The sequence below is a fragment of the Pseudoalteromonas sp. NJ631 genome, assembly GCF_000276645.1.
Taxonomy (GTDB): Bacteria; Pseudomonadota; Gammaproteobacteria; order Enterobacterales; family Alteromonadaceae; genus Pseudoalteromonas; species Pseudoalteromonas piscicida.
In genome coordinates this window covers 275886-297015 of record NZ_AKXJ01000006.1, presented here as the reverse complement: position 1 = coordinate 297015, position 21130 = coordinate 275886, and the positions used below count along the sequence as shown (strand labels likewise).

Below are 21130 nucleotides of genomic sequence, written 5' to 3'. Positions count from 1 at the left end.
ATGATATTAGCTCGCGTTATTTGTCTTCTTTAAGCACATAGATCTCACCATCGAAACTACCTTGAATGGTCAACCCTTGGCCTGCCAGTTCCTTGAGATATTCAATATGCTCTTGGGTAATATGTTGACCCGGCACCAAAAGCGGAATACCCGGAGGATACGGGGTGACCAAACCTGCACAAATACGGTTGTTGCTCTTGCTAATAGGCACAGATTCACGCTCGCCGTAGAAGGCATCGCTAGGGATACAAGCAAGGTCAATAGCGGGTAAATTCTCTGGTAAGCGTGAGCGTCGCGTTGACTTCGATAGTTTTACCTTGCCGCCATCAAGTTTCTTTAAGGCATTGTATAAACGAATGATCTTTGAGCGTGTACCACCCAACGTCAGTAAGACTAAGATGGTACTGTGCGTGTATTTCTCAATCTCCAGCCCAATTTCGTCCAGCAGGAATTTATGAATATCCTTTAAAGAGTATGGTAGTTCACTAATATCGATGAGGATTTTAAGCGGATCATGTCCCATATTATCGCCACTAAAATGTGGGAATATGTTCATAAAGTCTTGCTTATCAAGCACTTTAATATGTTTGAGCGAGGCCATCTGCTGTTTAAACTCTGCAACATGGTTCAGCAGCGCATTGAGTAACTTATAGCCTTCCATCTCTAGCTGCTTTTGGCACACATCCAAAGACGCAATAAGTTGGTATTTGGGCGAGGTGCTGGCGTAGATACTGTAAATCTCACGGAAGAAATCAGCATCAAAATCAGGGTCATTAATATGGATATAAGACGCCTGCGAAAATGCCGATACGACTTTATGCGCCGAATGAGTGACATAATCGGCACCTGCATGAATGGCGGAGTAATGGCGCAAACTGGGGTGAAATAGCGAGTAAGCAAACCAAGCTTCATCAATAAAGACTTTGATGCCATGCTGATGGGCAAATTCTACGACTTGTTTCAGGTCGCTCAGCAAACCATCATAGGTACAGCCTGTGAGCACCAGTAGTTTTGCATCGGTATTTTGTTCAATTGCTTGCTTGATGTCAGCCAGTGAAGGCGGTGCGAATATGCCATATTTTGGATTTAAGATACTCGATAAATAGATAGGGAAGCTGGCCGATTGCAAAATGCCATAGTGCACAGACTTATGACAGTTGCGGTCGATGATCACCTTATCGCCCTTGCGAAGGAGGGTTTGCAAAATGATTTTATTCGAGGTGGACGAACCGTTGGTCACGAAGTAGGTGCGTTTAACCTCAAACGTTGCCGCTGCGGATTCCTGAGCGCGGCCAATGGTATTGGTGCTGTCTGACAATGAACCTAACGAATCAACCGATACAGACAAGTCTCCGACAAAGACATTACGGCCATAAAATTGATAAAAATCTTTGATATAAGGAGAGTTTCTAAAGCTCGAACCGCCGCTGTGACCTGGAGTATGCCAAGAGTCGTTCGCTTCGCCGACATAGCTGCGATACGCCGTCCAAAATGGCGTCTCGGCTCTGTCATCAAAGTCGTTGATCATATATCCTAAAATGGCTTCAGGATCTGAGATAACTTCATCTTTAAAGAAGAAAGATTCGATTTCCTCGGATTCGTTGACTATCTCAAGCCCTTTAGTGTCATCACCAATAACGTAAACCGGTAATTCTAGACGAATACTTTTTAATTGCTCGATAAAGCGACTATAGGTTTGTTCGCCACTTTTGTTGTGCACATCCCAACTCAGCACGACGGCTTGAATATCACCATCTTCAGTGACATGCTCCAAGGCTTTTGAAAGTTCGAGACATTCAATAATATCGATTTGAACATCCTCTCGCTCAAAGTTAGGGATCGTTTTTGACAGATTGCTTGAGAGCGCTTGCAATACAGCTGGCTCTTGTTCTATTAACAAGATACGAAGGACAGGTAGCATAATGATATTCGCATTAAAATTTAAAGACTTTCATTAGCATAAAGAAAGCGCAGTGATTTGTGAAATCAATACTTTGCAAATGTTCCAGAAATTGTAAAACGGATGTAGGCGAGGAAGTTGTTGCGAGTGATGGAAAGTGTGCTATTCAACATAGGAAACAGGAAGGTTTCGAGTATCAGGCGTGTCTGAGTTAAATTTGGGATAGGGTGTTTTTGAAGGCTGTATTACGATTGCTTTTCAATGATAAATACAGTAGTGATAAAAACAACAGTACTAGCTAACAGATCAAAAGGAGTCAAAATGAGATTGGTTAATTATGTTGTGTATGTGTTCTTATTTGGGTGTTTAATCAGCTTCCCTTCATGGGCTGATACAAATAACTTGTCGGGAACATTGGTTGTTGTAAATAAAAAGGGGGATTCGGTTGATTTCATCGATCTTAGCAGCCGAAGAATTAAGCTGACGCTCGCAACCGGCAGAGGACCACATGAATTAGCAATGAGTGCCGACGGGCATACGGCTGTTGTCACTAATTATGCACGTGGCAATAGTCTAAGTGTTTTTGACGTTCGGCAAGCAAAAAAAGTAAAAACCATTGATTTGTCTCGTTATCCAAGCCCACATGGCGTGTTGTTTTTAAAAGACCAAAAACGCGTTGCAGTATCGTCTGAAGGCTCCGACAGTGTGGTAATCGTTGATATAGAGTCGGGGAAAATTGATAAAGTAATAGCAACAGAGCAAAGAGGCTCTCATATGGTGGCGCTGCCGGCGTCTAGCGAGCGTGTTTACACCACAAATATGCGCGCAGATTCAGTGTCTGAATTAGATGTAAAGTCAGGTGCCTTACTTCGCAAAATTTCAATGCCAAAAGTACCAGAGGCTATCACCATAAATAAAAGTGGCTCTGAGCTCTGGGTTGGTAGCAACGATGATGGCTTAGTTACCGTGTTTGATGTAGCAAATGAGCGTATAATTAAGCAATGGAAAGGCTATAGCTTTCCATACCGTGTGTTACTTACCCGCGATGAGCAGTTTGCTGTGATCCCAGACTATAGGAATCACACCCTTGATGTGATCGATGCAATGCACAAAGAAAAGCTGCGTCAAATAAAGTTTGAGCCGGGAACAGGACCAAAAGGCGTGATCCTTCATCCAGACGATCGCACTTTATTTTTATCCGCTTACCAAAAAAATAAGGTCCTTGTTATAGATATTGTATCTGGCAAAACTTTATTTGAACTCCCTACTGGTAACGGACCAGATGGAATAGGGTATTCAGCAGTGGTATTGCCTTAGGCTAGCCATCTCGTCGATACGAATGTGGCGTGAAGTAGGAGCTGCTTTACGCAGCGTTCTGTGTTTCCAGAACACTTGGATAATTTTACGAAACAACAAATTCACGGTAACCACCATAAATAAAAGTTGTGCATCTGCTAAAACAAAGATTAACTATCAGTCTTCTCTTTAAACTCACATAAGTCTTCAATAATACAGCTGCCGCACTTTGGCTTACGCGCAGTACACACATAGCGGCCATGGAGAATGAGCCAGTGGTGGACATCCACTTTAAACTCTTTTGGTACAACCTTTTCTAGCTTTTGTTCGACTGCTACTACATCTTTACCCATGGCAAATTTGGTGCGATTGGAAACGCGGAATATATGGGTGTCTACAGCGATAGTCGGCCAGCCGAAAAGATAATAAAGTTAGATCTAAATGAACTTTTGAATTGTGCCAGAAACGGCCTGTTTTGCTTCTATTTTTACCTGTAAAGTCCAAAGTATTTTGACTTGGTGCAACTAGATGACACAATGAACTGGTTTCGAGGTGTTTCGAACCAAATTTTATTTTTTTAATTTCATGAGGCATGGCTTGATTAATTCTGATTGGCTAAGAACATTCTGTGCTTTAGCAGAAACACAAAATTTTACTAAGACTGCCAGTTTGCTTCACATGACACAGCCGGGTGTAAGTCAGCATATATTAAAGTTGGAACAGTATCTGAGTAAAACCCTTATTATACGAGAAGGGAAAAGTTTTGAGTTAACACCTCAAGGGATTGAGGTGTTAAAATACGCTCAAGAATTGTTACGAAACGAGAAGCTTTTAAAAGAGAAACTTGGTGATGTTGACCCATTTTCTGGTACTTGCCGGATCTCTATGCCCGGAGGTGTAGGAAATTTGGTGTATCCTTGGCTTATAGACTTACAAGTTAAACTGCCTAAACTTAAAATTCATATTCAATTTAATCCTACAAAAATTGTTGATGACTTGGTTCGAAACAACGAAGTTGACATTGGACTTGTTACACATAATCCCGATAATGAAGTTTTTAGTAGTCAGACTTTTTTATATGAAAAGCTTTGGTTAGTGCTACCCAAGAATAGCCCCCATGAGGGTTTTCCTGACCTTCAAGATTTGGGATTTGTTGATCACCCTGATGGCAAGAAAATGGCATCGAAGGTGCTACCCGTGTTGTTTCCCGACGAGTATAGGGGTGTCGATTCATTATGTATTTCTGCTTACACCAACTCAGCACCTAAAATTTGTCACCATGTCGGAGCTGGTATTGGATATACGGTCTTAGATGAATTTATGGTTCGACTTAGCCCTGAATACAATAAACTCCGTATCGTTAACTCTGTAGATATACCATCGGATGAAATCCGATTTATTTATAAGAAAAAATGGCCGCTGCATCCGAGACATCAATACGTGATGGATTACCTTGTAGAACGCGCTAAGCTTTTTCGAACTGAAAACAAATAGTAACAACATACAATTGCATCAATAACAAATTATTATCGATGCAATGATAAATAATAATTATATTTTCTAGTTTTCTCCACGTAACCTTTGTGCTGTAAGTAACCCACTCAGTTAACGACGGAGTTTATATGAAAAATATATTAATTATTAATGCACATCACCCTTACCCATTTTCGGAAGGTAAGCTTAATGCAGAAATCATCAAGCGCATTGAACACAACTTGACCGAAAAAGGCTGCGTCGTTCGACACAGCGCATCATCTACAGAATACGAAATAGAGCAGGAACTTGAAAAGCATCGCTGGGCTGACCTCATTGTGATTCAGGCACCCTTGAACTGGTTTAGTATTCCTTGGCCTATGAAGAAATATATGGATGATGTTTATACAGCAGGTCTAGACGGGCGAGTCTGTAACACTGATGGGCGAGATATAGAAAACCCAAAAGAGAATTATGGTACTGGAGGCACCCTTACGGGCAAGAAACTCATGCTATCAATGACATTTAACGCACCGAAGGAAGCGTTTGATAACAATGATGAGTTTTTGATGCAGGGAAAAAGTGTCGAAGACCTCCTGCTACACATGCACGTGAATTACCGCTTCCTTGGCATGGAATCATTGCCTAGCTTTATTTGTTATGACGTGATGAAGAATCCAACTGTTGAAGACGACTTTGTTCGCTTAGAAGCGCACTTAGATCACTATATTCAACCAGCTTTAGTATAAGGAGTATTGATATGAAATATGTACTGATAACAGGTGCCAGCTCTGGTATTGGTTTAGCCATGTGCCACAAGTTTGCTAGCGAAGGTCACAATCTGATTATTGTGGCGCGCAGCGAGGACAAATTAAATACATTGAAATCTGAACTTGAATCGCAATTTCACATTGACGTTATGGTTAAAGTCGTTGATCTCTCGACTTTTGGTGCTGCACAACAACTTTACGATCAATGTGCAGAATATGAGATTGAAGTTCTGGTTAATAATGCAGGTTTTGGTGATTTCAGCAACGCATGGGATATGAGCCTAGACAAAGCAGAGCAAATGCTAGACTTAAACATCAAAGCTCTGACCACATTGTCGCTCAATTATGTTAGAGACTATCGAGACAAAGATGCAACGTTAATCAATGTGTCTTCAATAGGCGGCTATAAAATGTTTCCGACAGCGGTGACTTATTGCGCAACAAAATTTTATGTTTCTGCATTTACTGAAGGTGTAGCAGAAGATTTACGGATAGGTCAAAAGCCAATGAGAGCTAAAGTATTGGCTCCAGCAGCAACTGCGACTGACTTTTTTAATCAAGCTTACACGAATGCAGGTTTGGAGTCAGACGCGTCAACTGATCGCTCACAATATACACCTGCATCAGTGTTGGCTACTTATACTTATCAACTATTTCAGAGTGAGCATATCGTCGGTCACATAGACGGTGATGGACAGTTGATTTTGCAACCACCTATCTTCGATTATGTTCTCGCTAAGGTTAAACTGACGGGACAAGCCGAGAATGCACTCGGCTTTTAAAAAATTGGCTCTAATAAAGTTATATGCTTAATGAAAGTATGGCTGGGGAATGGCAATATAGTGCAGGTTCGTTTTTCGCTGTGAGTTCAAAATCAGTCTGTCACTCTGTTTTATCCTTAAACTCACACAAATCTTCAATAATACACGCACCACATTTAGGCTTACGGGCGGTACAAACATAACGACCATGAAGAATAAGCCAATGGTGAACATCGACTTTAAATTCTTTAGGTACAACTTTCTCGAGCTTTTCTTCCACTTTGACTACATCTTTACCCATAGCAAACTTAGTGCGGTTAGAAACGCGGAAAATATGCGTATCAACAGCAATAGTCGGCCAGCCAAAGGCGCAGTTTAGTACCACGTTGGCGGTTTTGCGACCCACGCCTGGCAGCGCTTCTAGTGCTTCACGGTTTTCAGGAACTTCGGAGCCGTGCTTGTCGACGAGGATCTGACACATTTTATAGACGTTATTGGCTTTTGAATTAAATAAACCAATGGTTTTGATATAGTCTCTTAAGCCCTCAAGGCCAAGCTCCAGAATTTTCTCAGGTGTGTTGGCAACAGGGAAGAGTTTGCGTGTCGCTTTGTTTACCCCAACATCAGTGGCTTGTGCTGAGAGGGTAACGGCAACTAAAAGCTCGAATGGTGACGAGTATTCTAGCTCAGTTTCAGGGTGTGGATTTTCGTCCCTGAGTCGCGTGAGTATTTCTATACGTTTTTGTTTATTCATAAGATTTACTTGCTAATTTCAATGACGGTAGCATGCAGTTATTTTCATTAAGCAGCGATAGTGACGGTATCGCTGCAAATTGGCATTATTATTACCGCATTAGTTTAAGTTAGTGACCCGCGCTCTTGGGCCTTTTACTTCTTCGGCTGTTGGCGCTGCTTTGGCTTTGAGTTGGGCGTCGATAATGTTTTTAGCAGCAATCAAAAAACCAAGCCCTAAAAAGGCGCCCGGTGGCAGGATAGCAACTAAAAATTGATGATCGAATGAGAAGAGCTCAATACGCAATATACTAGCCCAGTTGCCAAGGAGTAGCTCGGCACCATCAAATAGTGTTCCCTGACCAATCAACTCACGCATTGCACCCAGTACAAATAGCACCAGTGCAAAACCCAGTCCCATCATTAATCCATCCCAAACCGATAACAGCGGACTATTCTTCGAAGCAAATGCCTCGGCACGACCAATAATGGCGCAGTTGGTCACGATCAACGGAATAAATATGCCAAGGGATTGATACAGACCAAAGGTATAAGCGTTCATGAGTAGTTGAATAACCGTAACAAAGGCGGCGATGATCATTACAAACACGGGGATACGAATGTCTTTTGGCACCCAATTTCTCACCACCGATACAGTAAAGTTAGAACCAACCAGTACCAGTAATGTGGCGATACCAAGCCCTAACGCATTGGTTACCGTTGAAGTCACTGCAAGGAGTGGACACAGCCCTAAAAGCTGCACCAGTGCGGGGTTATTTTGCCATGTTCCTTCTTGAAAGAGCGATTTTAACTGACTCATTGCGACACCTCGCAAGTATTAGGCGCGTTAAATAGCGCATCAAAATGAGTTTTGGCAAACCATGCGGCCTGATTTACCGAGGTTACCACGGCACGGGGGGTAATGGTTGCGCCAGTAAATGAATCAAATCGACCACCGTCTTTTTTCACATTCATTTTAGGGTCTGCCTCACCCTCAACTTGAACGCCGTTGAAAGTCGTTACCCAAGCAGACTTTGCAAGCTCTACCTTATCACCAAGGCCCGGAGTTTCTTCATGGCGCGTCACACGCACACCGGAGATCAAACCTTGCCTATCGACAGCGGTTAAGACATCAATATTGCCACTGTAGCCTTTGGGGGTGATGTGTCTTACTAATAGGGCTGAGGGGTTGCCATTGAGTCTGGCTCTGTAAATTGTGTGCGGACCGCCTGGGCCAAGTTCTAGCGCGTTGCTGGTGGTGCAATCCAAATACAGCGTATTGTCATACTTATCTGCTGCAATCACCTGAGAAAGTAGTTGCATCAGGTGCTGCTGCTCTTGGCTGGCAATTTTATCTTTGGTGAGGTCATTAATCAGTGCGACCGCTCCTGTTGTTGCCAGTGCAAATGCCGCGAGGATGAGGCCATTTTTCTGCATCGATTGAATTATCATGATTTTGCTCCATGACCATAAGTACGAGGCTGAGTGTAATGATCGATAAGTGGTACGGCCATATTCATGATCACAACTGCAAATGCAACGGCGTCTGGGTAGCCACCAAATTGACGGATAACATAGACGGTAAAGCCGATCGCCGCGCCGTAAATCAGACGACCTAAGTTAGTGGTAGAGGCCGACACCGGATCGGTGGCAATAAAGAAGGCACCAAGCATAGCGCCGCCACTTAACAAGTGGAATAGGGTGCCTGGCTCTGACTCAGGGGCAATGATATAGCCAATCGCACTCGCAAGGCCAAGGCTGGTAATAAAGGCTACAGGAATATGCCAGTTGATCACTTTGGCTTTTAGCAGATAAAGACCACCTAGCAAAAAGGCGAGGTTAACATATTGCCAACCAAGTCCCGCAAGCGCTCCAAAACCTTGCTTACTCATCGCCTCATTAACGGTTAAGCCTTGTGAGACAGCGGTTTTTACCGAGTCTAATGGCGTTGCACCAGTCGAGCCGTCAATCACGCCTGCACGCCAAACGTCAAGTGTGACGCCTTGGCTGGTGGACTCGGTAAAGATCATCGCGAGTTGGTCGACAAAGTTTAGCGACTCTAGCGTGAGCGCTTGAATGGGTGACCATGAAGTCATTTGTACAGGGAAGGAGATCAGCAATAATACATAGGCCGCCATGGCCGGGTTGAAAAGGTTAAAGCCTAGGCCACCGTATAGTTGTTTTACAATTGCGATGGCAAAAAATGCACCAATGACGGTTATCCACCAAGGGGCTAGCGGCGGAATACTGATGGCCAGCAGCACAGCGGTGAGCCAAGCACTGCCGTCGCTGAGGCTGGGCCATATCGCTCGACCTCTTAGCTTTAGCACTAGCGCTTCAGCAAGGCTTGCGGTAATCAGCGCTAAAGCCAACTGGATCAGAACACCAAAACCAAAATAGTAGGTTTGGACTAAGATCCCGGGAATACAGGCTGCCATGACGGTCATCATGATTTTGTTGACCGACTTATGGCTATGATTGTGCGGGGATGAGGCCATGGTTAGTTTCATGACGGTTCATTTCCTTCTTGTTCTTTCGCTTGCTTCTTCGCTTTTGCTCTCGCAATTGCGGCTTTAACGGCGGCTTTTTTACGTGCTTCAGGGCTAAGTGCTTGCTGCTGCTCAGATATGCCCTCAGCAGCTTGCTCTGTAAGGCTTGAGCCTGCTTTTGACTCAGCCGTTGGTTCATTTGCTTCTTTGCTTTGCTCACTCAGGCTTTGGCCAGCTTTTTGTGCCTGTTTAGCGGCTTTCTTGGCCTTAGCTCTGGCAATTGCGGCGGCAACAGCGGCTTTACGTGGATCTTCCTCTGCGCTTTGTGTTGGAGCGGCTTCTGCTTGTTCGCTCACGCTTTCACCTGCTTCTTGTGCCTCTTTAGCGGCTTTCTTGGCCTTAGCTCTGGCAATTGCGGCGGCAACGGCGGCTTTACGTTGATCTTCCTCAGCGCTTTGTGTTGGAGCGGCTTCTGCTTGTTCGCTCACGCTTGCGCCTGCTTCTTGTGCCTCTTTAGCGGCTTTCTTGGCCTTAGCTCTGGCAATTGCGGCGGCAACGGCGGCTTTACGTGGATCTTCCTCAGCGTTATCGGTTTGAGCGCTTTGAACAGTCTCTGCTTGCTCGCCTGTGCTCTCGCCAGCTTCTTGTGCCTCTTTAGCCGCTTTTTTGGCTTTAGCTCTGGCGATTGCCGCAGCAACAGCGGCTTTCCGTGGATCTTCCTCAGCGCTTTCAGTTGGAGCGGCTTCCGCTTGATTACTTATGCTTTCACCTGCTTCTTGTGCCTCTTTAGCTGCTTTCTTGGCCTTAGCCCTGGCAATTGCGGCTGCAACCGCTGCCTTTTTATCGCTTGGCGCTGCATTGGCTTCAGGTTCTGCTGTTTCTTCTGCGGCTGCTTTTTTGGCTTTGGCCCGGGCGATTGCAGCAGCTACGGCTGCCTTTTTATCATCTGCTGCGGCTGGTTCAGATTCAGGCGCAGTTTGGGCCGCGGCTTTTTTCGCCTTAGCGCGAGCAATGGCGGCGGCTACTGCATCTTTTTTATCTGTGCTTTCGGGCTGGTCAGTTTTTTCTTCTTTATATTTACGCGCCTGCGCTTTGCGTTTTGCACGCTCTTCAGCAATGGCGCTGTTATCCGGCTCTAATTCGCCGTTCTCACCTCGTTTGGCTTTGGCACGTGCAATCGCAGCTTGGACAGCGGATTTATCTGACTGCTTATCTTTAACGCGTGAGAGTGCTTCTTGCACTTTTTCTTTATCTGCGGCTTTTGGTGCAGCGCCCGCCGAACGGCGTTTATGTTTATTTTGGCGTTCTTCTTGTTCGCGCTCTAAGCGCTCTTTTCTTGCCTCAAAACGCTCTTTAGCACGCTCTGCTTTGACTTGTTCAAGCTTTTGTTCGCGAATGTCGGCTTTGGCTACACGATAGTATTGCACCAAGGGGATTTCGCTCGGGCAAACATAAGAGCACGCACCACATTCGATACAGTCAAAGAGGTTGTATTCCTCTAACTTTTGGTACTCTTTGCCTTTAGCAAACCATTGTAACTGCTGTGGTAATAAGCTTTGAGGGCAGGCATCTGCACAGGCACTACAGCGAATGCATGCCTTTTCATCACCCGGGATCGCAAGTTCTTGGTTGTCTGGCGCGAGTATACAGTTGGTGGTTTTGATCACAGGGATCCTAACCGATGGCAAGGTAAAGCCCATCATTGGACCACCCATGACGACACGCTGCGCCTCTACTGGCGAAAAGCCTTGTGAGTCTAGCAGGTGCTTTATTTCAGTGCCGAGTAAAGCCCACACGTTGCTTGGCTGAGTAATGGTATTACCGGTCACGGTAACTACACGCTCAATAAGGGGTTTACCCTCAAAAATAGCTTGCCAAATTGCGAACAGTGTTCCAACGTTCTGCACCAGAACGCCGATATCCGCTGGTATTCCAGCACTTGGTACTTCTTTAGAGGTTAATAGCTTGACCAGTTGCTTTTCACCACCAGAGGGGTATTTGGTTGGCACACTACGGACTAGGATATCCTGATTATGTTGAGCCGCAGCGGTGATCGCCGCAATGGCTTCGGGTTTATTATCTTCAATGCCAAATAATACTTTTTGTGGCTTCAATATACCTTGTAACACTTCGACGCCTGCGATGATTTCTTTGGCGTGCTCACGCATCAAACGATCATCGGCTGTAATATATGGTTCGCACTCAATACCATTGACGACTAAAAACTCAATGGGCTTTGGGCTGTCTGCTTTGACATAGGTTGGGAATCCCGCACCGCCCATACCGGCAATACCAGCTTGGTGGATAATATCGATAAGCTGTTTGTTATCAAGCTTGCTAATGTCGCTAATTGGGTTCAGTGGTGTCCACTTATCTTCACCATCTGGGTGCAAAATAATACTGAGCTCAGGTAGCGCGGATGGATGCGCCGACGGCATCGGCTTTATCGCTTCAATGGTGCCAGATGTGGGGGCGTGAATAGGCAGCGACCAGTTCGTGCCGGGAGCCGTCAATGCTTGCCCTTTAAGCACGTGATCGCCAGAGTTAACTAACAGGCTACCATTGGCACCAATGTGCTGCTTTAGTGGCAGGATTAGTTTATCAGGCAAAGGTAAACGAGCAATCGGTTGTTGGTTGGATAATGTCTTTTGCTCTGGTGGATGGATGCCACCTGGGAACTGCCACAGTTTTCCGCTTTCTATTTGTTCAAGTAATGTTTCCACTTAAACCTCTTAATCAATCTGTGTCACAGGAATGGCGTCTAGCTGCCACTTCCACGTTTGCTTGGTCTGTGCAACCGGGATCATATCAATACAATCGACCGGGCAGGGCTCGACACACAGATCGCAGCCTGTGCACTCGTCGATGAGCACGGTGTGCATTTGTCTGGTTGCACCAACGATAGCATCCACGGGGCAAGCTTGAATGCATTTGGTACAGCCAATACATTCGTCTTCACGAATGTAAGCCACTTTCTTGACCGGCTCTGCGTCTTCTCCGCCAGCCAGTGGCTTTGCTTCTACGCCCATTAAGTCCGCCAGTTTTTTCACTGTAGCTTCACCGCCGGGAGGGCATTTATTTACGTCATCGCCATTCGCAATCGCTTCAGCGTAAGGTCGACAGCCGGGATAGCCACACTGGCCGCATTGAGTTTGTGGCAGAATAGCGTCTATTTGTTCAACAATTGGGTTGCTTTCAACTCGGTATTTCACTGCTGCATAGCCAAGCACAATACCAAAAATAAGCGCCAGCGCACCCAGTGCAAGTAATGCGTAAAGTAATGTCATATCTAAAACTTAACCAATCCAGAAAAGCCCATAAACGCAAGCGACATAAGTCCTGCGGTGATCATCGCTATCGATGCGCCTTTAAAGGGTGTCGGCACGTCAGCGACAGCCAAACGCTCACGCAAAGCGGCGAATAGCACCAAAACCATAGAAAAGCCAACCGCAGCGCCAAAACCATAGACTGCAGACTCTAAAAAGGTGTGGTCTTTTTTGATATTAAGTAGTGCGACGCCTAGTACAGCGCAGTTGGTGGTGATCAAAGGTAAGAAAATTCCCAGTAACCGATACAAGGTTGGACTGGTTTTACGTACCACCATCTCTGTAAATTGCACAACCACAGCGATAACCAAAATAAAGCTCATTGTTCTTAAAAAAGTGAGGTCGAGAGGCAATAAAATATACTGATTGACCAAATAGCTGGTAACTGAGGCTAGCGTGAGAACAAAGGTGGTCGCTAACGACATTCCCACTGCGGTATCCAATTTTCCAGATACCCCCATAAATGGACATAAGCCCAAAAATTGGACTAAAACGAAGTTATTCACCAGCACTGTGCCAATGAGCAACAAAATGTATTCGGTCATTCCTGCCTCTATAACTTATTCACTTTATGCGGGCTTTCCCGTCAAATCGAGGTGATAGTTAACTGTATTAAAGAACTTACTAGGTGCAAGTTTTGAATGGATTTAATTTTGCTAAAAATACTTTTTAGTAGAATTAAACCGATAGCACCGTTCCGCTTTGAATTTTTTAGGTGAAAATATTTGCCTGCTATCATTTTAGCTAGCGTCTCACATTTTATGAGGCTGTAGCTTGTCATGTAATGCTGACAGTTTTCATTCTGTTATTAGCAAGTAATCCTAATTCAGAGTTTGCTTATAAGACTAAATATATGAGCTTTTAGCAATAAAATCATGGTGATAGAGTGATGTTTATTGCTAGATCTTGGATTACCGCTAGTGCCGAAATAATCTTCAAGCTTATCTTTGTGAACTTCTTAATACACATGGATAAATTTGAATGATAATTCCTGCCAATAGTAACACAGATTGTAACTAGTGTGGCAAATGATAGTGTGCGAAAGTCAGCCCACTGGCAATGGGGAAAGGGAAGGGCACACAAGTTGCCCTTGGAACTTTCGTTAAACTTGGATAAGAGGTAAGTTATCCAAGCTCCGGCTTCCTAAATTTCCTTCGGCTTTTCGATGTAATAGCCTTGTACACCGTCCAAACAAAGCGTTTCGACTATATGTTTTTCTTCTTGGCTCTCGATACCTTCGGCAAATACGTTGACACCGATACGGTGTGCAAGGTCAACCATTAATCGCATAAAGTATTGATTATTCTTGTCTTCTTCAAGACCCCGAGTATAGCTTGCATCCATTTTGATATAGTCAGGTTTTAAGTCTCTAAAGAACTTAAACGACGTTAACCCCACACCAAAACGCTCAACGGTGATACGAGCGCCGGCACGATGAACCATATCAATAAAGCGCTTACTGGCTTTAATATTTTGCTGTAAGCCAAACTCGCTAACTTCAAATACCAGTTTAGAGGCTAGATTGGTTTCTTTTAACAAACGACGCTCTAACCAGATCACAAATTGATCGTTATGAGCGCTCGATGCGGTAACGTTGATCCCAAAATACTTTTCATTAAAGTTACGCGTTTTGATAAGTTCTAGCGAGGTGTCGATGATCAGCTGATCAATCTCGATGGCCATTTCTAGCTTTTCCGCCATGGCAAGGAAAGAGGCCGTTGGCAGCATCTGTCCTTCTTCAGTTTTGAAGCGAGACTGGATCTCAGCGTAGGCCTTAGAGTTTTTACCAATTGGCATGATATTTTGCATCATCAAGCTAACACGCTTGCTGTTGATCACATCGCGGATCACGCGACGCCAGTTTTGATTGCCAAATCCAGCACTGACATTATTCACTAAGTCAGACTCACGTTGAATATGCCAAGCATTGGCTTGCTTGCTTTGCGCCATACTCATCGCATTATCGACAACCGAGAGCAGTTCTCCAAGTGGTTTACCGTTCTCGTAAGGCACGATCCCAGTGTTTGCAACCGATGATAGCTCTTGGTTTTGCTGGAACTGAGTAAAGCGCGCTTGCAGTGTTTCACCAAACTCTTCCGCTTCTTTACTTGGCACATTGGGTAAGATCACTGCAAAATCCGAGCTATTTAAACGGAACACTTGGCTGCCGGCATAAGTACCTGTAACGTGCTTGATGATATCCGATACTGACTTAATGTATTCATCGCCTTTTTGATAGCCACGGGTTTGGTTAATGACCTGCAATTCAGAACAGCGGATCATCGCCAGTGAGCCAAATGCCTTTTTGGCAGACGACTCGATATATTGCTCGTAGTACTCAACAAACATATTACGGTTGCCAAGATCGGTGACCACATCTTTATACGCTTCTTGCTTGATAGAGTGGGCGGCATTTTTGATGTCTTCTTGCTTTGACTTTAAAAAGCTGGCTAAGCGTTTAAAAGAGGGGATTAAATCTTGGCCGAGTTCTGCAACTTTGCCATCGTTAAAGTCAAATTCAATATTGTCGGTAACTTGATTTTGCGTGATATATGAATCTACCGCATTGGCCACTGTCATACTAACGTTGCGATTGAGCTTTTTATAGACGCCTTGCATAAAGAAAACAGGAATAAAAGCCACTAACGCTGAAATAATGATAAGTAGCAGTAGGGCTTGTTGTAGTAATTGCGCCTGACTTTGTGCATTGATCAAGAATTCGATTTTGATGTCTTTGCTATCGTTAACAGCAAATTGGGGGCGAATAGCATTGATGTTTGATTCAATAATCTCAGCGATAAAGGGGAGATTGCTTGGCGTATTGACTTGTAAAACGGTTTGACCGTCAAAGTCTCGTACAATAAATGTCGAAAAAACATCTCCGCTATTTAACGCTTGGCGAATATGTTCAGGAGTCACTTCAGTGAGTTTCTTATCCTTTATATACTCTGTCACCATGGTATGGGCACTTTGTTGTGCTTTGTTGATTGCAGAGTCAAAACTTGTTGCGAAAAAAAAGCTACCAATCAAGGAGAATAATAGCCAAGAGGTGACTTGGAGTACGATAAGTTTTTTAAAACCAGCCATAGTACGCTTCTTAAAGAGGGTTATTCCATAGTATCGGGTGCATTGCCAATTTCTTTATCAAATTCATCGGTTTGATTTTGTCTGGTCGATAAATTACAGAGATGGTTGTTATTTGAGCAAATGCAGTGAGAATATTGCTTGTAGAGTAGTGTAAATGCTGGAAAAAGTCTAATGCTTTCGTGGAATTGGCTCCCCCTCCCCGACTCGAACGGGGGACCTGCGGATTAACAGTCCGTCGCTCTAACCAACTGAGCTAAGGGGGAACAATTTGGAACTCTGGGAATGCTCTTTTGAGCAATATCTTATTGATTGGCTCCCCCTCCCCGACTCGAACGGGGGACCTGCGGATTAACAGTCCGTCGCTCTAACCAACTGAGCTAAGGGGGAACTACAATAAGATGCTGACTTTCCGATAAAGGAGTGGCTCCCCCTCCCCGACTCGAACGGGGGACCTGCGGATTAACAGTCCGTCGCTCTAACCAACTGAGCTAAGGGGGAATAGTCAAGTGTGAGAATTTGGCTCCCCCTCCCCGACTCGAACGGGGGACCTGCGGATTAACAGTCCGTCGCTCTAACCAACTGAGCTAAGGGGGAAGCGTATCTCTCAACGGGGCGAAATATTAATGACGACATTGCAAGGTGTCAACCACTAAAATCACAGAAACGTAAAAAACTCTACTAAGCGATGAATTAATGCGCTATTTGTTGGCTTTTTAGCTAGTTTTGAATTCTGGATATAGGGCCTGTTGACCTTTGCTGTTTGATTTTGGTTCCCCTGAGTGGGTTTTGATCGCGGCGCTCGACTTGCCGCCTAGTAATCTAAGCAAAAGTTGAGCAATACGTAATTTATCCATCGTTCATATAATGACTCTTAGTGAGTTTTGATTTCAATATGCCTACATGATGAAGATCTGCAAAATATGAAAGATAGGGCTGTTGTATAAAATACCTAAATCATCGTGTAGGGATGTCGAATAAAATTAACATATACAGTATTTACTGTTTATCTATACAGTGCTATATTCTGCTTAATGTATTTTTTGAACGTTTTGTTTGAATTATATCCCTAACTGCTCATTTTATGATGTTTTCTTGAGATCTTTAAATCATTGCAATTATCACGTGAATGAGATCAATGAGCATAAATAGTGTGGTATTGATAATCTCTATTTAAACGCGGCGTGACAAACAGTAAGTAGTTACTATCATTAAAGCGATAATCAATGATTTAATAAAAAGTTGAATTAAAACAGTTGGATATGTGTTCCTTGTTATTTTTAGTCGTTAGATGCTTTTTACTTCCAGAAGCAAGGTTAGTCTAGAGATCTAAATTGATCCAGTTGTTGTTTTAAGAATGATCACACTAAACACGCTATTGATCAAAATTACTCCAAGCTGAAAACCTTTATTCTATTGGCTTGGAGCGACTTATCCACGGAATCTGTGGATAACATTGTTTATTATTATTTGAGAAGTATTGCAAGACTATGAAATTAGGGCGCTGCAGCCGTTTCAAGTAAAATTCGATAAATATTTAATTTCAATAATATCAATGGTTTATATTTGGTTGGTTATTTTTGTTTATTTGTTGTTCAGTGTGAAGCTTTTATGAACTTTTTACCATTTGGGCTGTGCAAAAAACATGCTACTTTGCAAGCTGGATTGTAACTTTTTTGTCAAAACTTACTGAATCGTTATTTTCAACACTAAACCTCAATCCTGCAGCGTAATACAAGCTTTTTATAGGTAACTGTTGCTAATTTAGACTTTATAACGACTCTTAACGTTTACCGCATAGCGTCAACATCTTGAATAGCATACAATGAGCCGCTTAAAGTATCAGAAATAGGTTGTTATGACTCAAGCTAAGTCAAATTCCAATGGCAACGATATCCTTTTTGGTGATATTGGGGCGACTTTAAAGCGAATGACGATCCCCATGATATTCGGGATGATCACGCTGATGATGTTTAATCTCGTTGATACTTTCTTTATTAGTATGCTTGGCACCGAGCCGCTCGCAGCAATCAGCTTCACCTTTCCTGTTACCTTTACTGTAATTAGCTTAGCCATCGGGTTAGGTATTGGCACATCCGCCGTTATCGCGAAGGCTTTAGGTAGCAATTTGCTCGATGAAGCCAAATTTGATGCCGCAGTAGCTATTATTATCTCTGCGATATTCGTTTCATTACTTTCTATTCTCGGTTTCATTTTTGTCGATGAGATCTTTATTCTCCTCGGTGCTGGTGAAGCGGTTATGCCATTTATCCACGACTACATGTCGGTGTGGTTCATTGGTTCGATTTTATTGATAACGCCGATGATTGGTAATTCAGTGCTGCGCGCCAGTGGTGATACCAAAACGCCAAGTTTAGTTATGGGGCTCGGGGGATTAGTAAATGCGGTGCTGGACCCGATATTAATCTTCGGGTTTGGGCCTATTGATGCAATGGGTGTAAAAGGCGCTGCGGTGGCCAGTGTGTTGTCTTGGAGTCTTGGGGTAACTATCATTTTATATTTGCTGATAGTTAAAAAGCGTCTTATCTCACTGTCTGCAAAATACACCAGCTTCACAAATGCGGCGAAAAAAATTCTCACCATAGGCCTGCCTGCAGCTGGCGCAAATATGCTGACGCCTTTAGCAATGGCGGTAATGACCGCACTTATTGCTAGTTATGGACCTGAAGCTGTGGCCGCATTTGGTGTTGGAAGTCGTATTGAGTCTATCGCAAGTCTGGTGGTTTTAGCGCTTTCTATGACCTTGCCTCCCTTTGTAAGTCAGAACTTTGGTGCAAAGCACTATCAGCGTGTGGCTGATGCTTATACCCAAACACTTAAATTTGTGCTTGGTTTTCAATTTGCGGTCTACTTATTACTGGTATTGAGTGCTTACTACATCAGTCATACTTTTGGTAATGAGCCAGCTGTCGTTGAGACCATACAGCTATTTATTTATATCATGCCGCTAGGATACGGACTTCAAGGTGTGATCATATTAACCAATTCGTCATTTAATGCGTTGCATAAACCGATGAATGCGCTCATTCTAAGTGTGATCCGGTTGTTTATATTTTATGTACCTATCGCTTATATAGGCTCACAGTTGGCTGGGTTGCCAGGGTTATTTACAGGCGCTGCTTTGGGGAATTTATTTACCGCAGCTATTGCCTACAATTGGTTTAAGAAAGTGATCAATGAAATTGCAGCAAGCGAGGTTCAAAAGGAGGCGTAATGGAAGATAAGTTTCAGCTAGTTTCTGAGTTTCAGCCAAACGGAGATCAACCAACAGCGATTGCTCAACTGTGCGATGGTTTAGAATCAGGCCTTGCACATCAAACCTTGCTGGGGGCTACGGGAACGGGTAAAACCTTTACCATGGCCAACATCATTAATAACCTTAACCGCCCGACAATTATTATGGCGCATAACAAAACGTTGGCGGCGCAATTGTATGGCGAAATGAAAGAATTCTTTCCTCATAATGCGGTTGAGTATTTCGTCTCTTATTATGACTATTATCAACCCGAGGCTTATGTCGTTGCCAGCGACACATTTATCGAGAAAGACGCGTCTATCAACGATCACATAGAACAAATGCGTTTATCCGCGACCAAAGCCTTGCTTGAGCGCAGAGATACGATCATCGTCGCCTCTGTTTCAGCGATTTATGGCCTTGGCGATCCCGACTCTTACATGAAAATGATGCTATTACTGAAAGTCGGTGAAACTATCGATCAGCGTGACATGTTAAGGCGCTTGGCAGAACTACAATACACGCGTAATGATATGGACTTTAGTCGTGGTACCTACCGAGTTCGCGGTGAAGTGATTGATATTTTTCCTGCAGAATCGGAAACCATTGCGGTACGGGTTGAGATGTTTGACGATGAAATAGAGCGGATCAGTTTATTTGATCCCTTGACTGGCGCCGTTGAAAAACACCTAGTACGCGCGACTATTTATCCAAAAACTCACTATGTAACGCCAAGAGAAAAGATCCTTGATGCCATTGAGCGCATTAAGGTGGAACTCAAAGAGCGTCGTAATCAATTATTGGATAAAAATCGCTTAGTCGAAGAGCAGCGCATCGCTCAACGTACACAGTACGACATTGAAATGATGACCGAGCTTGGCTATTGCTCTGGTATTGAAAATTACAGTCGATATTTATCGGGACGCGCACCAGGCGAGCCACCACCAACTTTGTTAGATTACTTGCCGGATGATGCGCTTATGATCATCGACGAGTCTCACGTTACCGTTTCGCAGGTTGGTGCAATGTACAAAGGCGATCGCAGTCGTAAAGAAAACTTAGTTGAATATGGTTTCAGATTACCGTCTGCGCTAGATAATAGACCACTAAAGTTTGAAGAGTTCGAAGCGATTTCGCCGCAGACCATTTATGTTTCGGCGACACCCGGTGATTATGAATTGAATAAATCAGCGGGTGATGTTGCCGAGCAAGTGATCCGCCCAACAGGTCTATTAGATCCAGAAGTAGAAGTGCGCCCAGTTGCGACTCAAGTTGACGATTTGCTCTCTGAGATCTACAAACGGGTGGAAGTGAATGAGCGTGTACTAGTTACTACGCTAACAAAACGCATGTCAGAAGATCTGACCGATTATCTTAACGACCATAATGTTAAGGTGCGTTACTTACACTCTGATATCGATACTGTTGAGCGTATGGAAATCATTCGAGACCTACGCAAAGGTGTTTTTGATGTACTAGTCGGCATCAACTTGTTACGAGAGGGCTTGGATATGCCTGAGGTTTCATTGGTTGCCATACTTGATGCAGATAAAGAAGGCTTCTTACGCTCGACGCGCTCTCTTATTCAGACAATTGGCCGCGCGGCACGTCACTTACATGGTAAAGCTATTTTATATGGTGATAGGGTGACCAACTCGATGCGCCAAGCTATAGATGAAACGCAAAGACGTAGAGAAAAGCAAGAGGCGTATAATGAGGCTAATGGCATTACACCAACGGCGCTCAATAAGAAGATCACGGATGTAATGGATCTCGGTGAGGAAGTGACTGATGACAAAGTGGTTGATATCGATGCCAAATTTAAACCAGGTATGCCTGCAATGGATGCGAAAGAGATCGCCAAAGAAATAGACCGACTTGAAGCACAAATGATGAAGTTTGCCAAAGAGCTTGAGTTTGAAAAAGCAGCTCAAGCGCGCGATCAAGTTCAGATCTTACAAAAGCGTTTGATTAAAGCCTAGGGCTCAAACGTCGGCTTTAAAGAATAAAAAAGCATGTGGAGACCACATGCTTTTTTACTGG

At 43.9% G+C, this 21130-nt stretch carries 15 protein-coding genes, 4 tRNA genes and 1 pseudogene; 6 read left to right on the top strand and 14 right to left on the bottom strand.

Going from position 1 to position 21130, the window contains the following annotated elements; all coding sequences use genetic code 11:
• Nucleotides 1–16 precede the first annotated feature (16 nt).
• Entirely contained in the window at nt 17–1921 is a 1905-nt protein-coding gene (locus A587_RS0113110) for an aminotransferase class V-fold PLP-dependent enzyme (protein WP_017217967.1), read from the bottom strand.
• A 300-nt stretch (nt 1922–2221) separates the two neighbouring features.
• Between A587_RS0113110 and A587_RS0113105 the strand changes: the two genes are divergently transcribed.
• Complete coding sequence (locus A587_RS0113105) at nt 2222–3217, top strand: YncE family protein (protein WP_017217966.1); 996 nt, start codon at nt 2222–2224, stop codon at nt 3215–3217.
• A gap of 149 nt (nt 3218–3366) precedes the next feature.
• On the opposite strand, the pseudogene A587_RS24050 reads toward A587_RS0113105, so the two are convergent.
• Nucleotides 3367–3615: pseudogene (locus tag A587_RS24050) on the bottom strand (endonuclease III); the annotation flags it as partial.
• Nucleotides 3616–3793: 178 nt separating this feature from the next.
• Here A587_RS24050 and A587_RS24045 point away from each other — a divergent pair.
• The 3 genes from A587_RS24045 (at nt 3794) to A587_RS0113085 (ending at nt 6221) form a co-directional block, all read left to right on the top strand.
• Nucleotides 3794–4690: a LysR family transcriptional regulator gene (locus A587_RS24045; RefSeq protein WP_162467655.1), complete on the top strand. Its 897-nt coding sequence runs from the start codon at nt 3794–3796 to the stop codon at nt 4688–4690.
• Nucleotides 4691–4818: 128 nt separating this feature from the next.
• The gene (locus tag A587_RS0113090) at nt 4819–5418 is read left to right on the top strand and encodes an NAD(P)H-dependent oxidoreductase (protein WP_017217964.1); all 600 of its coding nucleotides are present in this window, start codon (nt 4819–4821) and stop codon (nt 5416–5418) included.
• Nucleotides 5419–5429: 11 nt separating this feature from the next.
• Nucleotides 5430–6221 carry an SDR family NAD(P)-dependent oxidoreductase gene (locus tag A587_RS0113085; RefSeq protein ID WP_017217963.1) on the top strand — a complete coding sequence of 264 codons (792 nt, stop codon included), beginning with the start codon at nt 5430–5432 and terminating at the stop codon, nt 6219–6221.
• 100 nt (nt 6222–6321) lie between these two features.
• Here the strand turns inward: A587_RS0113085 and nth are convergent, their stop codons facing one another.
• From nth to A587_RS0113025, 12 genes are all read right to left on the bottom strand, one after another.
• Nucleotides 6322–6954 carry an endonuclease III gene (gene nth / locus A587_RS0113080; RefSeq protein ID WP_017217962.1) on the bottom strand — a complete coding sequence of 211 codons (633 nt, stop codon included), beginning with the start codon at nt 6952–6954 and terminating at the stop codon, nt 6322–6324.
• Nucleotides 6955–7053: 99 nt separating this feature from the next.
• Nucleotides 7054–7752, bottom strand: coding sequence for an electron transport complex subunit E (locus A587_RS0113075; RefSeq protein WP_017217961.1), 699 nt, complete (start codon nt 7750–7752; stop codon nt 7054–7056).
• Complete coding sequence (rsxG, locus tag A587_RS0113070; RefSeq protein ID WP_017217960.1) at nt 7749–8384, bottom strand: electron transport complex subunit RsxG; 636 nt, start codon at nt 8382–8384, stop codon at nt 7749–7751. Before rsxG ends, A587_RS0113075 begins: the two co-directional genes overlap by 4 nt.
• A complete protein-coding gene (rsxD, locus tag A587_RS0113065; protein ID WP_017217959.1) occupies nt 8381–9442 on the bottom strand; it encodes an electron transport complex subunit RsxD in 1062 nt (353 codons plus the stop codon). The genes rsxG and rsxD overlap by 4 nt, the downstream gene beginning before the upstream one ends.
• Entirely contained in the window at nt 9439–12144 is a 2706-nt protein-coding gene (rsxC, locus tag A587_RS0113060; RefSeq protein ID WP_017217958.1) for an electron transport complex subunit RsxC, read from the bottom strand. Before rsxC ends, rsxD begins: the two co-directional genes overlap by 4 nt.
• Nucleotides 12145–12153: 9 nt before the next feature.
• A complete protein-coding gene (gene rsxB, locus A587_RS0113055; protein ID WP_010370380.1) occupies nt 12154–12708 on the bottom strand; it encodes an electron transport complex subunit RsxB in 555 nt (184 codons plus the stop codon).
• Nucleotides 12709–12710: 2 nt separating this feature from the next.
• Nucleotides 12711–13292, bottom strand: coding sequence for an electron transport complex subunit RsxA (gene rsxA / locus A587_RS0113050; RefSeq protein WP_010370383.1), 582 nt, complete (start codon nt 13290–13292; stop codon nt 12711–12713).
• A 598-nt stretch (nt 13293–13890) separates the two neighbouring features.
• A complete protein-coding gene (locus tag A587_RS0113045; RefSeq protein WP_017217957.1) occupies nt 13891–15834 on the bottom strand; it encodes an EAL domain-containing protein in 1944 nt (647 codons plus the stop codon).
• Between the two features lie 186 nt (nt 15835–16020).
• Nucleotides 16021–16097: transfer RNA gene (locus A587_RS0113040), tRNA-Asn, on the bottom strand.
• A 47-nt stretch (nt 16098–16144) separates the two neighbouring features.
• Nucleotides 16145–16221, bottom strand: a tRNA-Asn gene (locus tag A587_RS0113035).
• 34 nt (nt 16222–16255) lie between these two features.
• A tRNA-Asn gene (locus A587_RS0113030) sits at nt 16256–16332 on the bottom strand.
• 19 nt (nt 16333–16351) lie between these two features.
• Nucleotides 16352–16428: transfer RNA gene (locus A587_RS0113025), tRNA-Asn, on the bottom strand.
• 1261 nt (nt 16429–17689) lie between these two features.
• Here A587_RS0113025 and A587_RS0113015 point away from each other — a divergent pair.
• Together A587_RS0113015 and uvrB are read left to right on the top strand one after the other, a co-directional pair.
• Nucleotides 17690–19066, top strand: a complete 1377-nt coding sequence (locus tag A587_RS0113015) for an MATE family efflux transporter (protein ID WP_017217955.1) — start codon at nt 17690–17692, stop codon at nt 19064–19066.
• Nucleotides 19066–21069 (top strand): excinuclease ABC subunit UvrB, encoded by a 2004-nt coding sequence (uvrB, locus tag A587_RS0113010; RefSeq protein WP_017217954.1) that lies wholly within the window; start codon nt 19066–19068, stop codon nt 21067–21069. The genes A587_RS0113015 and uvrB overlap by 1 nt, the downstream gene beginning before the upstream one ends.
• Nucleotides 21070–21130: the final 61 nt, after the last annotated feature.